Annotated in this window: 10 protein-coding genes; 8 read left to right on the forward strand and 2 right to left on the reverse strand. The window is 46.4% G+C overall.

Annotated features, from left to right (window positions below; genetic code table 11):
- Nucleotides 1-393, reverse strand: a 393-nt coding sequence (gene infC, locus MC7420_RS25520) for a translation initiation factor IF-3 (protein ID WP_083799180.1), incomplete at its 3' end; no start/stop codon positions are given.
- A gap of 210 nt (nt 394-603) precedes the next feature.
- On the reverse strand, nt 604-1,098 hold the full coding sequence (gene infC / locus MC7420_RS25525; protein WP_083799175.1) for a translation initiation factor IF-3: 495 nt from the start codon (nt 1,096-1,098) through the stop codon (nt 604-606).
- 419 nt (nt 1,099-1,517) lie between these two features.
- Here infC (MC7420_RS25525) and MC7420_RS25530 point away from each other — a divergent pair, with 419 nt between their 5' ends.
- From MC7420_RS25530 to MC7420_RS25565, 8 genes are all read left to right on the forward strand, one after another.
- Nucleotides 1,518-2,078, forward strand: a complete 561-nt coding sequence (locus MC7420_RS25530; protein WP_006104192.1) for a DUF3122 domain-containing protein — start codon at nt 1,518-1,520, stop codon at nt 2,076-2,078.
- 86 nt (nt 2,079-2,164) lie between these two features.
- Entirely contained in the window at nt 2,165-2,965 is an 801-nt protein-coding gene (locus MC7420_RS25535; RefSeq protein ID WP_006104122.1) for a radical SAM protein, read from the forward strand.
- Between the two features lie 257 nt (nt 2,966-3,222).
- A complete protein-coding gene (locus MC7420_RS25540; protein ID WP_006104108.1) occupies nt 3,223-3,843 on the forward strand; it encodes a 4Fe-4S single cluster domain-containing protein in 621 nt (206 codons plus the stop codon).
- A gap of 1,004 nt (nt 3,844-4,847) precedes the next feature.
- On the forward strand, nt 4,848-6,212 hold the full coding sequence (locus tag MC7420_RS25545; RefSeq protein ID WP_006104123.1) for a response regulator: 1,365 nt from the start codon (nt 4,848-4,850) through the stop codon (nt 6,210-6,212).
- A gap of 96 nt (nt 6,213-6,308) precedes the next feature.
- Nucleotides 6,309-6,674, forward strand: a complete 366-nt coding sequence (locus MC7420_RS25550) for a response regulator transcription factor (RefSeq protein WP_006104153.1) — start codon at nt 6,309-6,311, stop codon at nt 6,672-6,674.
- Between the two features lie 368 nt (nt 6,675-7,042).
- Nucleotides 7,043-7,615 carry a chemotaxis protein CheW gene (locus tag MC7420_RS25555; protein ID WP_157453327.1) on the forward strand — a complete coding sequence of 191 codons (573 nt, stop codon included), beginning with the start codon at nt 7,043-7,045 and terminating at the stop codon, nt 7,613-7,615.
- A 279-nt stretch (nt 7,616-7,894) separates the two neighbouring features.
- Nucleotides 7,895-10,762, forward strand: coding sequence for a methyl-accepting chemotaxis protein (locus tag MC7420_RS25560; RefSeq protein WP_006104166.1), 2,868 nt, complete (start codon nt 7,895-7,897; stop codon nt 10,760-10,762).
- A 121-nt stretch (nt 10,763-10,883) separates the two neighbouring features.
- Entirely contained in the window at nt 10,884-14,312 is a 3,429-nt protein-coding gene (locus MC7420_RS25565; protein ID WP_006104160.1) for a hybrid sensor histidine kinase/response regulator, read from the forward strand.
- Nucleotides 14,313-14,328 lie beyond the last annotated feature (16 nt).

Raw genomic sequence — 14,328 nt, forward strand, 5'->3', positions numbered from 1 at the left:
GGCGCGATCGCGATGTTGATGTTCTCGCCCTCTCAGGCGCACTTGAAACTTGACTAAATTACCTTTATCCAACCAATTAAGCGCTCTTTTGATGCGTAAGCCGTAATCGGAGTCACCCACATTGGGACGCAACTTGACTTCCTTAAGTGTTGGTTTGGAACTCTGGCGTTGGCGCTTTTTCTGCTGGTATTGGTGTTTCCCATAGTCTAAAACTTTTGCCACGGGAGCGTCTTTACGTTGAGAGACGACGACTAGATCCAGACTCGCATCTTTAGCGACTTGTAGCGCCTCACGGGTATCTGTCAAGCCACGATTGTTGTTTTCATGGTCAATCAACAAAACCTGAGGTGATTTGATTTTATGGTTAATCAGTTGTTTTTGTTTCTTAGCGATAAGACTTTCCTCCTAAGTTCAACATCCCACTAGCTCACCTTTATCAGGTTAACCCAATGCTGATCACCTCATATCCCGCTAAGGTTTGAAATATGTTGGGGGCGATTAGACATTAGCAGATAGTAGGAACGTTTTCTACACCCTAACACTAATCTGGGATGAATGCCACGCTTATTAAGCACTCATCTCACCAACCACCTTGGGTTAAAGCTAGGATGGAACGATCTGAACAACCAGTGCCCGTCGATCAAAAGACTGAACTTTGCCAACTTCACCCAGATCAGACACCACACGCTCTAGCAATTCTGTGGCGCGATCGCGATGTTGATGTTCCCGACCCCGCAGACGCACCTGAAACTTTACAGAATCGCCTTTGCTCAACCATTCAACAGCTCGATTGATGCGTAAGCTGTAATCAGACTCGCCTACATTGGGACGCAGTTTCACTTCCTTGAGCGTTGGTTTAGAGCTTTGGCGTTGGCGTTTCTTTTGTTGGTACTGATGTTTCCCATAGTCCAAAATTTTTGCCACGGGAGCATCTTTACGCTCAGAGACTACCACCAAGTCCAGACCTACATCTTTCGCCAGTTGTAGAGCCTCACGAGTATCAGTCAAACCGCGATTGTTATTCTCATGATCAATCAAGAGAACCTGAGGAGACTTGATTTGACGGTTGATTCGTTGCTTGTCTTTGTTAGCTATAATACCTTCCTCCTAGTCTTTATCTTTCTTTTCCGGGCTAACTCCTTTTAGGATAGCGCAATGCTGACCAAGTGGACTACCTCTACTAACTCGCGACACTGCCAACCTGCTATATCGTTCATTACCTAGTAGAGTTCCAAGGACGATGTAGCTGGCTTCTCGCTTCGCTAGCACAATAAACGATGAACATCTTTGACACTGAACTTCCCTGATTTGAGCAAAGGGGGTATGAATGTCCCTATACCTATTTTCAAAATAACTTATTGGGTATATATTCATATACAGAGTGAATCAGCCCATGCAGATAACCTACCGTCTAAGATGGCACGGACTAAATTTGAACAGAATCCAGGGTTAATCGGTTCTGGGCAACGGGAAACTCTCAATGGCGTCTCTGGGACAGTTGTTTGAACAAATCAAAAATGGCACAATTAAAAATTAAAAACTCAAACTCCCAAATCCCTATCTGGTGTGGGATGCGGCGATGGCTATCGAGGCTACTGTTACTGGGTGCATTTGTCCTGCTGATGGTTATCGGTTGGGGAAGCCTCACCCCTCCCTCAGCCGTCGCTTCTATCCGCCAAATCGAAGAAGCCCCCGGACAAATGCTGTATCAATCCCGCCATACCTTGCAAGATGAAACGGGTCAATCTTGGCAAGTTGTATTATTCAAACGGGTGAAAGCAGGTGAAGCTAAAGACATTAACCTGCGTTTGGTTGGTTTTCCTGGGGTGGCAGAATTTGCTCACCCCCAACCTTTAAAGATTATGACGAATACAGGTAAAGTTTTGCAGGCTGAGGATTTGTTTGCCGACCAATCCCCAGGGGCGAATGTGGGCGAGTATAATATCAAGGACGTGTTATCTGAATTGCCGACGTCTATAGGGGTTACGCTGTCTCTACCGATGAAGGGCGATCGCACAACCAGCCTGAGTGTTCCCTCAGTGGTCATATTAGAATGGCAAACTGTGGCGACTGAGTAGCGGCACGAAAAAAACCGAGAGACAATAGAGAAAACTTCTCATTGCAACCGATGTGAGGACTCCCCGTCTAATACGGGAGGAAAATTATGACCACTCAATCAACCGCCACATTCACCTCCGTTTATGGTCCAGTGACATCTTGGCGCTACGGGCAATCGCTGGGTATTGATCCCATTGGACTCCAATCAACTTGCTCATTTAACTGCGTCTATTGTCAGTTAGGGGAAATTCAAGTTCGCACCAGCCAACGTCACGTTTTTGTCCCTACCGAAAAAATTATCCAAGAGTTACACGCCTTTGCCCCTTGGGATGTAGATGTGGTAACCCTCAGTGGTAATGGCGAACCCACTCTAGCCCTCAACCTGGCGGAGATTATTTCCCAGGTTAAGGAAATGACTCACAAGCCTGTCTTAGTCTTGACAAATGGCACGCTATTAGGTGATCGAGACGTGCAGGCGGCGTTATCCCTGGCGGATAAAGTCTCGGTTAAACTCGATGCGGTGAATCTTGATCAACTACAGCGTGTCAATCGTCCTGTCATGGAAGTCGATTGGCAGAAAATCTGGACAGGTATCCAGGAATTTCGTCAGGGATATCCAGGACATATAGGGATACAAACGATGCTGTTAACCCCACCGAATCAGCTTAGTCAAGACACTTATATGCAGTTAGTGCGATCGCTACATCCCGATGAAATTCAACTCAACACCCCCACCCGCCCTAAACCCTTAACCCATCAACTGGATGGACGTGGTAATCATACCCCGACAGAATCACGTCCCTATCCTGTACAACAATTAAAACAAGTTAGTGGGGATGTCTTAAAAGCCTTTGCCGCTAAAATACAAGATGCGACCAGTATCCCTGTTCGATGCGCTCCACGTTGAGTGTAGAGGCGTGCCATGGCACGTTTGTAGGGGCGGGTTTAGGGACTTTCATCTCGCTGTTAATGATAACGTTTTGTTCAAAACCCGCCCTGACTACGTTTTGAGTATTGATCCTTCGCTTCGCTAGTCGGGCATGGTTTTGAAGGGTGTAGGGGCGGGTTTCACTATTATCGTTTCTGACCTCACCCAGATGCAACTAAACCCGCCCCGACTGAGTGAAAGCGTTGTGGAAATCTTTGACAAAGGACAAATGACCAATGACCAATGACAAAGGACAAATAACAAATGATATTCCTCCTGGATATCTAAATATTATGGGATACGTTGACGAGTCAGAAGTAAATGGTCCTGGCTGTCGCGCTGTGGTTTGGGTGCAAGGGTGTAACCGAGAATGTGCAAGCTGTTTCAATCCAGCATCCTGGTCTTTTGAAATTAACCAGTTAATTGCTGTTGATGAATTAGCGGATAAAATTTTGTCCAATCCCCATAATCAAGGCGTCACCTTTTCGGGTGGAGAACCCTTTTGGCAAGCACCAGCCCTAGCGCAGTTAGCCAAGAAGCTCAAAGCGGCGGGGTTAAATGTCATGTCATTTAGTGGATTTACTTTAGGGGAACTGCAATCACCTGATGCTCCTCCAGGCGCACAAGAGTTATTAGGACAACTGGATATTTTAGTTGATGGTCCCTTTGTGGAATCCTTGGCTATTAATTCCCCTGATTCACCCGTCTCCTCTCGAAATCAGCGCGTTCGTGTATTTAATCCCGCATTAAAAGACCAAATCACCTGGGCATCTGATCAAATGGAGATTCATATCCTTAAAGATGGTAGTCGCATTGTTACAGGATTTCGAGGTCAAATGAATTTAAGCGAAGGTTAGATGTCGTAAAACATAGTCAGGGCGGGTTTTGAACCAAAGGTTATCATTAACAGCTTGCGCGAAGTCCCTAAACCCGCCCCTACACACTCAAATTTCGTTATTGGTCATTAGTCATTCTTCTGCTTTATGCTATATCAGTAATTTCACCCATTTTTTTATCGTTTAATGTAAAGATATATTAATAATACACCGAGCAAGAATAATTCAAGATTCCCATGTTGTTGAATTATAAATAATATCTTGAATAGATAAAAAGTTTACTTCTTTCATGCCGTGAGTCTGCCCCGCTAGTGAAACCAATGGTCAAGGTTAAGGGGAATTATAGATTGAGTTAATTTACCTAGTATTTCTAAAGCAATTATGACTCAGGACTAATCTGAACTTTAGGAAACTGAGTCTTTTGTAAAGCTTTGTCGAAAAATTACCTAAAATAGTCAATTCATCTCCGAGTCCTCTAGACAAACATACGGAAGTAAGTTAGCCTGTATTACAGGTTGTCTAACGTGTAAGACAACGCCGAAAAACTCAACTCTGATCGATCAGGAGTCAAACGTGCTAAACCAACCAACTGCACATTTTAATTCTCCCCAAAAAGAGTTGAACCAAGTAGGGACTTCTACCACTCGCGATTGACTAATTTTGAATCTCTAAGGTTTTGGATGACTGAATGCGCTAACGGCTTCATTGCATAACGCTGAAGAACTCCAAGCTTAATTGTAGGGATACAGGATGTTCATTCATCAGACCAGCATCTACAATTCTAGGTCTGATATCGCTCAGAGTTCTGTAGTGATTGCACTCCTGTTTAGTTCCCTGATAGAGAAATTTCAAAATCTTCTGAGAGTTGGCAAAGATAGTCTTTTTTAGACGAAAAAACTTTGTCTAACTAAGGTTTCAGGGTGATGTTCCCTTCAAAAGCGACTGAAGTCTAACGCGGGTATAAAACACCGACATTATTAGACATTTCCGGCTTTTGTTAAACCCTTAGTCATAGCAAAAAACCGATGACGGCTAGACAAATTCCCTCTGTAATCTCAACTCCAACGCTCTCTTCCCTAGAGCAAGTTCGGTCTCTTAGAACCTTGCAGCGATTTCAGTTTAGCGGTGAACTGGTGTTGAACGATCTAAGGGGACACCAATGGATCTTTTTTTTACACCTAGGCGGTATCCTTTATGCCACAGGAGGAGTTCATCCTGTGAGACGGTGGCAACGTAATTTAGCCATTCACTGCCCTCAAGTTTTGACTCATCCTGACACAATTGGGCGTGATCTTGCCAGTATCAATGTGAAAAAATGCTGGGACTATCAGCTATTGTGTTTATGGGTCAAGCAACGACGAATCACTCCCGAACAAGCCGCCAATATGATTCGTGCGGTGCTGACTGAGGTTGTATTCGATCTGGCGCAAGCGAAGCAAGTAACCCATCAAATCCAGCATAATTATTCGTTACCGACGAAACTGGTTTTGATTGAAATTAATCAGGCGATCGCACAAGTCCAATTGTTGTGGCAAACTTGGCACAATGCCCAGCTTGGGGAGTATTCTCCCAATCAAGCTCCGGTTATTAAACAACCGGAACAGTTACGAAACAACCGTTCCATCGAGGTTTACCAAACATTAACTAACTTACTCGACGGACACCATACATTACGTGACTTAGCCGTAAAACAGCGTCGGCATGTTGGGGACATTGCTCAAGCATTAATGCCTTACCTGAAATCAGGCTGGGTAGAACTGACTAATATTCCCGATTTACCAACACCCACTCCCAATACGGTAAGGAATAGAGAAAATGTTGGTGCTGACAAGCAGGAAAGCAGAGAAAAATGTAGAGACGAGCCACGGCACGTCTCGCCACGGCAAGTCTTGCCACGGCGCGTCTTAGAGCCAGGGAAAGAGAAGGTTAAAGCTTATCCCACGGGTATTACTCCCACTTCTGGAAAAGCGAATGTGCCGAAAACACCGCTCACAAGCGCAAACGCAACCTCAACTCAATCCCTGGTTGCTTGTGTAGATGACAGTCGTTGGGTGATTCACACCATGGAAAAAGTAATCGGGGCGGCAGGTTACCGATTTCTTGGTGTAGAAAATGCCTTGCGAGCCATTCCCACTCTTTTGGTACGCAAACCTGATCTAATCTTTTTAGACCTGGTGATGCCAAATGTCAACGGATATGAGCTTTGTACTCAATTACGCAAACTGTCCTGTTTCCAAAACACGCCGATTGTCTTTTTAACCGGAAAAGATGGGGCAGCGGATCGACTTCACGCCAAATTTGTTGGAGCCTCGGATTTCTTGAGCAAACCTTTAAATTCCAGGAATTTGCTCACGGTACTCCACAAACATATCAAACAGGGTGTTTATTGATTTTTCATCGTTCAGAGTTAGTAATACGATGAATGAACTTGAAGCGAACACTAACTATCATTGACCAATTTCGTTTGTATTCATTAGGTAATTACCATGGGAACAGCTCTAGTTGTTGAAGATTCCTCAACGGATATGCAAATTATTACCAGTTGCTTACAGCAAGGTGGTATCAATGTCTTGGTTGCCCATAGTGGCGAAGAGGCTTTGGCTAAAATTAGCACGCAAAAACCGGATGTGATTATTTTAGACATCGTGCTACCGGGTCGCAGTGGTTTTGAAGTCTGCCGTGAATTAAAAACGGCGGCTGAAACTAGCAATATTCCTGTCGTTATTTGTTCGACAAAAGGAGGCGAAATGGATAAATTTTGGGGCATGAAACAAGGAGCAGATGCTTACCTGGCTAAACCCGTGGATCAAAATGAGCTTGTCCGAACAGTTAAACAGCTTATTCGCCCCTAATTAAAACGGTTCGTAGTTAGCACTTTAGTGCTAATAAGTCAAGGATAAGGCACTAAAGTGCCTACTACAAACAAAACAGTTCGTAGTCAGCACTTTAGTGCTGGTAAGTCAAGGATAAGGCACTAAAGTGCCTACTACAAACAAAACGGTTCGTAGTCATCACTTTAGTGCTAATAAGTCAAGGATAAGGCACTAAAGTGCCTACTACAAACAAAACGGTTCGTAGTCATCACTTTAGTGCTAATAAGTCAAGCAGAAGGCACTAAAGTGCCTACTACAAACAAAACAGTTCGTAGTCATCACTTTAGTGCTGGTAAGTCAAGCAAAAGGCACTAAAGTGCCTACTACAAACAAAACGTTTCCTTACCATGTCTGACACTTTATCAACTCAAAACCGCTTATCATCGTCCATGCAGATCCAGCCGCGATCGCCTGCGTCTGTAGCTAGCAACACAGAACAATTTTTGCGGTTTCATCTGCTACCCGATACAACGGCTTTGTTGTCAGTTAGACAGTTGACGGAAGTGTTGTATATTCCGATTGGTCAGATTGTACCCATTCCTCATACACCTGCTTGGGTGATGGGTGTGTATAACTGGCGGGGTGAGATTCTCTGGATGGTGGATATCGGACATTTAGTGGGACTCACGCCTTGGTATCAGCAGATAACGGGGGTTTCCAACTACACCGCAATTGTGTTACATACTCGTTCTTCATCGCACAACTCCACCCAAGTCAAAAGCCAGATGCTGGGACTTGTGGTTAACCGTGTCGAAGATATGGAGTGGTGCAACCCCGATGGGATTCAATCCCCACCTTCTGCTCCCGTCACTCCCGAACTTGCTCCTTTTTTGCGGGGATATTGGGTGAAATCCAGTGGTGAGATGTTAGCCGTTCTCGATGGCACAGCTATTACCGAAGCCATGCCCAAAATTCAGTAAATTTTGTCATTTGTCAAAACACTGATTTCACAGATTTATTGGAAAGATGGGAGTAGGGGAGTGAGAGGTTAGTGATACTGATGACACTGAAAGATTAGTTCCTCAAAATTCCATCGCTGCCAATTGACGACGGCTGACAAATATAACCCCAAAAATTCCGCTTAATTTCATAGCACTATTCGGTATTGCTTAACCCAACGCAAGGCTTTATTTTGGCTTGCGGATGAGTTGAGTAGTATCTCTCGTACCCTATTGATGTTCAACGATGAGGTTCATATCATGACTCAAACATCATCTAATACAAACTCCACAAATAATAACGGTGCTACTTCCAAGCTGACACCGAATGATAATGGTTCAGCACTCAAGGATTATCCCCTCTCTGATCACAGCCTTTCTACTCAAACCTCAAACGCTCTCAAACGACTAGAACCTGATGGGGGAGGATACAAGGCAAAGACTCAAACCATTCCCAAACCACAGTCATCAACCTCTTGGTGGCAACGGCTAAATCTACGAAATAAAGCCACCGCATTGGCAATCATTATTGGTACGTTGCCCGTACTGGTAACCGGAATCACCGCCTACTATTTTGCTGACAACGCAATTGTTCGAGAAATTGCTAACGCAAAAATCGCTCGTGCTGAAGGTATTGAAGATAAGGTGATTCGCTTCATGCGGGAACGGTACGGGGATATTCAGATTCTGGCAAATTTGCAAATTCTCACTGATCCAAAACTGGCTGAATCAACAACCCTGGCTCAAAAACAAGCCACTCTCGACAACTACGTCGATTTTTACAAAATCTATGACAGTATTGCTGTGTTTGATCTCAAGGGCAATGTAATTGTGCAATCGAAGGGAGATCCTCTAACGAATCACAGCGATCGCGAATACATTCAAGCCGCCCTGAAACTGGATGGACCCTATATTGCAAACCCCACCATCTCTGAATCCACTGGCAAATTTGTGATTCACACGGCTGCACCTGTGAAAGATGCCACAGGTAAGCTAATTGGCACTATCCGCTCTCGTATGCCTGTAGAAGCTCTAGATGACCTGATTTCCAATTTCGGTGCTGGCGGAGACCAATACCACTTAATTGACTTGTCTGAAGAAACGCCTGAAATTTTCGTATCCAACCAGCCAGAGAAGCAGCAAAAGAATGCGGCAGAAGTGTTTACTGATTTTGAGCAATTGAAAACCGCAGGTACACCAGGAAGTACGCTGACAACTGACACGATTGATAACAGTCAAGACTTGTTAGCTTATGCTCCCTTACACGAACTTGAAGGGGTGCAAAAACTACCCTGGAGCGCGGCTGTTGCCACACCCACCAAGATTGCGTTTGAACCCCAAAGACAGTTACTTCTTGCCCTAGCCAGTGGTACCGCACTCACCGCTTTACTCGTATCAGCGGTAGCCGCCGCCATTGCCAACCGCGCGACCCGCCCGATTGTAAGTGCAGCCGATGCGGTGACCAAAATTGGTCAGGGAGACTTGGATACTCGTCTAGACGTGGCTGGGGAAGACGAAATGGCTGTCTTGGGTGAAAACATTAACGAGATGGCTCAACAGATTGGCAGCTTGGTGCAGGAACAAACCTTGGCAGCAGAAAAGGCAAACTTGCTGGCAGAGATTACCAGTGTCCGTTCCTTTGACGCCCAAGCGATTCAAGATATTTTCGACATTGCCGTGATCAATGCTCGCAAAATCTATAAAGCTGACCGAGTGATTGTCTATCGTCTGAACACCGATGGCAGCGGCGAGGTTGCGGCTGAATCGGTTACTGGGGGTCAGTTTCATGCGTTCAATAGCAATATCAAATATCCCCCCTTGTCACCCAAACAGCTAGCGACTCACAGTGATGACGGGATTGTGGCAATTACGAATGTTGCCACCGCCGGGTTAGCGGCTGAACAGTTGAAGTTTATGGAAAATCTCGAAGTTAAGTCTACCCTGGATGTTTTACTGCTGTCGCAAGGTCAACCCTTTGCTTTACTTAGCGTTCACCACTGCCAAAAGTCCCACGAATGGCAACCTGGGGACATTGATTTTCTCCAACGCTTAGCAGACCAGATGCGACTGTCCCTTGACCGACTCACCCTACTTGACCAAACCCGAAACCTGGCGGAAGAACAGCGGCTACTGAAAGAAGGGTTGCAACAGCGAGCCTTAGAACTGCTCAAGGAGGTAGACCCGATTAGTAAAGGTGACCTAACCATTCGCGCACGAGTCACCGAAGATGAAATCGGTACCGTGGCAGACTCTTATAATGCTACGGTTGCTAACCTGCGGAAAATTGTTACCCAGGTGCAAGCAGCGGCGAGTCAAGTGGCGGATACCACGAGCAGTAATGAAGTGGCGGTACAATCCCTAGCCGAAGAAGCGCTGCATCAAGCCGAAGAAATTTCCGTCGCCCTTGACCGCGCCCAGGAAATGGCTCAGTCGGTGCGAATGGTTGCCGCAAACGCCGAACAAGCGTTAACGGCGGTGCAAGAAGCGGGTGAGATGGTACAAGAAGGAGACCAGGCGATGAACCGTACTGTAGACGGGATTCTCGCCATTCGCGAAACGGTAGCAGAAACGGCGAAAAAAGTCAAACACTTGGGTGAATCGTCACAAAAGATTTCCACGGTTGTTAACCTGATTAGCACCTTTGCCGCCCAAACCAACTTGCTGGCGCTCAACGCCTCCATTGAGGCAGCCCGCGCCGGGGAAGAAGGACGAGGGTTCGCGGTGGTTGCCGACGAAGTGCGATCGCTGGCTCAACAGTCTGCTGATGCGACTAGCGAAATTGAAAAGCTGGTGGCGGCAATTCAAGCGGAAACCAACGAGGTGGTAACGGCAATGGAAGCCGGGACAGAACAGGTGGTTATGGGTACAAAACTCGTGGATGAAACTCGTGCTTCGCTGAACAAGATTACCTCTGTATCTAACAAGATTAGTGACCTGGTTGAAGCGATTACCGAAGCCACATTAATTCAGACACGAGCCTCTGAATCGGTGACGGAAACAATGACAAAAGTGGCAAATATTGCGGCTCAAACATCCACAGGAGCGAGTGATGTATCGTACTCATTTGAACAACTCCGACAAGTGGCGCAAGCGTTACAAGCAGAAGTGGGTCAGTTTAAGTTGAATTAGTTATTTGGTTCGTAGTAGGCACTTTAGTGCTATAAGCGCTAAAGCGCTTACTACAAACTAGGCGCAAGTTCAAGACTCAATAACTAATAACAAAGAATCAATGACCAAGGACTAATGAAAAATGGCAATTAATCCCGATATTCGTGACCAAGCCTATCAGTTTTTTATTGCCGAGGCACCGGAGCTTTTACAAATCCTGGAAACAGGGTTATTAAATCTCAGAGATGAGCGCAGCACTGCCAAAGTTCATGAATTAATGCGAGCGGCTCACTCGTTAAAAGGGGGCGCAGCCAGTGTTGAATTAGAGGCAATCGCGACTCTAGCTCACCGCTTGGAAAATATCTTTAAGGCACTTTATAGTGATACTGTAGATATTGACATTGAGCTAGAAAATAAACTACTGCAAGCTTATGACTGTCTGAGTTTGCCGCTGAAATCGCAAATTACCACCGGTTCCTTTGACGCGGATGCGGCTATATCCACGGGGACTCCCATTTTTGACCAAATTGAGGCACGATTGGGAGATGCTCTGACTCAGGCGGATAGTTATATGCCCAGTTCCGCTGAATTGGGGATCAATATGGCGGTGTCTATTTTTGAAGTCGATGTCGCTGAAGGCTTGGAACGTTTTGCTACCGTGGTAGCGAATCCTCAAGACTATGAAGTAGCTGGAGAATTACGCGCCCAACTTGAAGTGTTTGCTGGATTTGCCGAGTTCTTAAACTTGCCCGGATTTGGCGCGATCGCACAAACGGCACAACAGGCGTTAGAGGTTCACCCGGACAGGGTTGTAGAGATTACTCAATTAGCTTTAGCTGATTTTGAGCTCAGCCGTCAAGCGGTTCTCTCTGGTGAACAGACAACTGGAGGAAATCCATCTGAGGCTTTAATTGCCCTGGCTGAATCTCCAGCAACTTCGACAGTTTCGGGTGAGTGGGAAGCAAGTAATTGGGGATTGGGGCTACCGTCAACCGAGGTTTCGGTGGACATGGAAGAGTCGGTTGGGCAACCAATTGAAGCCTTTGTCGAGGAAGATGCGATCGCGGCGTCACCAGAAACGCTTCCTTTACTCGCCGATTTGTTTTCTCAAGAGACTGAACCGTATACTCTGCCAGCCACAGCAGAATCACCCTTATCCATTCCCTCGTTAGACGATATTTTTGGTACGTCTGACGGTGAGGAGATTTTAGAGACAGAAGAAATTAACCAGGAAATCTCTATCTTCGCCCAGATAGAGGATCACCTCCAAGCAACTCCCGAAACTGTCACCGAAGTCGAAGCGGATGTTGTACCCGAACCCTCTGCATTAGTTCCGACTGAACCGATCAACCTGGATGTTGCGATTCAATCGATTGAGCAAGTTTTTGATCAACTTCCCGCCCTGGAAGAGGCGTCGCAATTAACCCTGTTTCAGGGGAATTCGTTGGTATCCAACCCATTGGATCAGCGTACTCTCACCGCGTCTTCATCCAATAAGCTGACGAGCAACAATCCCGTTACATCGACTCCTCCCCGTTCACCCGCCCCCACGCCGACTCTATCCGTGCGGGTAGATTTAGATCGACTGGAACGAATGAATAACTTGGTTGGGGAATTAGCAATTAACCGCAATGGTTTATCCCTCCAGAATCAGCAATTACAGGGTTCTGTGCGAGCCTTGCTGGATCGATTTGGGCGATTTGGGCAGATTGTGAATAAATTGCAAAGTTTATCAGATAAGATGCTGGTTGCGCCGGAACGGTACAGCTATGGGATGATGGCGGGTGTGGAGGCGATGGCTCGTCCGATGTCCCCAGGCGGTAATGGGCGATCGCTGGGATTTCAGAACTCGGATCGCTCCACGGATGTGACGATGAAGACATTAGCGGATTTTGACTCCTTGGAAATGGATAGCTACGGCGCTCTCTATTCCCAAATCCAAGGGATTTTAGAGGAGATGGTGCAGCTTGAAGAAGCGGTTGATGATATCGCCCTATTTGCCAAGAAATCCGATCAAACCACGGAACAGCAGCGTCAAATGCTCAACCACTTGCGGGATGAGTTGATGTGGGCGCGGATGTTACCGATTGGGGAAGTCTTGAATCGGTTTCCCCGGGTATTACGAGAACTGTCTAATACCTATCACAAACGGGTGAATTTGAAGTTAACCGGAACAGGAGTTCTGGTTGATAAAGCGGTGTTAGAAAAGCTCTATGATCCGTTACTCCATTTACTGAGAAATGCCTTTGACCATGGAATTGAGGCTGCTGAGATCCGGCATCAACGGGGAAAACCGGAATCGGGACAAATGGAGATTCGGGCGTATCACAAAGGAAGTCAAACAATTATTGAAGTCCGGGATGATGGTCAAGGGTTAAATGCCGAGCGAATTGGACGTCGGGCGGTTGAGTTGGGATTAGTATCCCGTGACCAATTGGCGACAATCTCAGAGGCGCATTTGTGGGGATTTATCTTTGAGCCAGGATTTTCCACCGCCCAGCAAGTGAGTCAGTTATCGGGACGAGGGATGGGGTTAGATGTGGTGCGGACTCAGTTGCGATCGCTAAAAGGTAAAATTTCGGTAACCTCCACACCAGGAGGCGGGACGACGTTTACGATGCGTCTACCCTTAACCCTTACCATCGCTAAATTATTGGTCTGTTTTATCGGGACAACCGTGTTAGCGTTACCCTCGGACAGTATCGAAGAAATTATTATTCCCAAAGCCAACCAAGTGAAAAAATCCGGGGCGCAACGGTTTCTCCATTGGCGGGGACAATTAGTACCAACCTATCGATTAGGGGAACTGTTGGACTATCAGCGCCCCTTACCCGAAAGCCTTACCAGTCAAGCCTTAAGTTCCGTGTCTGCACCAGAGACATGGCAATTACCCCTGTTGGTGCTGCGTCAGGATCAGCAGGTATTTGCTGTGGAAGTGGAGCGTCTGGTGACAGAACAAGAATTGGTGATTAAACCTTTTGGCGCAGCGATTTCTCCTCCTAGTTATACCTACGGTTGCACGATTTTGGGGGATGGGAGTGTGATTCCAGTAATTGATGGGATTGCGCTGTTGGAATTTGCCCATGGAGCAACGACGCCAACGGCGACGCCTGTACCGAAAGTGGCTTCCGAGGAAACGGCGATGGGTTCAGAAGATACCCCAACTCCCAGCCGAACGGTGCAAGTACCGACAATCTTGATTGTCGATGATGCGGTGGCGTTGCGACAAACTTTGGCGCTAACCCTGGAACGGGCAGGTTTTCGGGTATTACAAGCGCGGGATGGGCGAGAGGCGATCGAGCAGTTGCAGCAAAGTGCATCGGTGCAGTTAGTGGTTTGTGATATTGAGATGCCGAATATGAATGGGTTTGAGTTTCTCAGTCAACGGCGTCAAGATCCACAATTGTCCAGCGTTCCCGTTGCCATGTTAACCTCTCGCAGCAGTCAAAAACATCGCTGGTTAGCGATGCAGTTGGGGGCGAGTGGGTATTTTACTAAGCCTTATTTGGAACAAGAGTTTGTTGGGTCGCTCAACGATATCATCCGCGAAAATAGTCTTGTTAGTCATTAGTCATTAGTCATTTGTC

Origin of the sequence: Coleofasciculus chthonoplastes PCC 7420 (assembly GCF_000155555.1) — a bacterium.
In the GTDB taxonomy this organism is placed as follows: Bacteria; Cyanobacteriota; Cyanobacteriia; order Cyanobacteriales; family Coleofasciculaceae; genus Coleofasciculus; species Coleofasciculus chthonoplastes_A.

Bases quoted from the DNA above. Each gene is read 5' to 3' on its own strand.
- MC7420_RS25540 (WP_006104108.1), top strand. From the start codon at position 3,223: ATGACCAATGACAAAGGACAAATAACAAATGATATTCCTCCTGGATAT.
- MC7420_RS25565 (WP_006104160.1), top strand. From the start codon at position 10,884: ATGGCAATTAATCCCGATATTCGTGACCAAGCCTATCAGTTTTTTATT.
- MC7420_RS25550 (WP_006104153.1), top strand. From the start codon at position 6,309: ATGGGAACAGCTCTAGTTGTTGAAGATTCCTCAACGGATATGCAAATT.
- MC7420_RS25545 (WP_006104123.1), top strand. From the start codon at position 4,848: ATGACGGCTAGACAAATTCCCTCTGTAATCTCAACTCCAACGCTCTCT.
- MC7420_RS25535 (WP_006104122.1), top strand. From the start codon at position 2,165: ATGACCACTCAATCAACCGCCACATTCACCTCCGTTTATGGTCCAGTG.
- MC7420_RS25555 (WP_157453327.1), top strand. From the start codon at position 7,043: ATGTCTGACACTTTATCAACTCAAAACCGCTTATCATCGTCCATGCAG.
- MC7420_RS25530 (WP_006104192.1), top strand. From the start codon at position 1,518: ATGGCACAATTAAAAATTAAAAACTCAAACTCCCAAATCCCTATCTGG.
- MC7420_RS25560 (WP_006104166.1), top strand. From the start codon at position 7,895: ATGACTCAAACATCATCTAATACAAACTCCACAAATAATAACGGTGCT.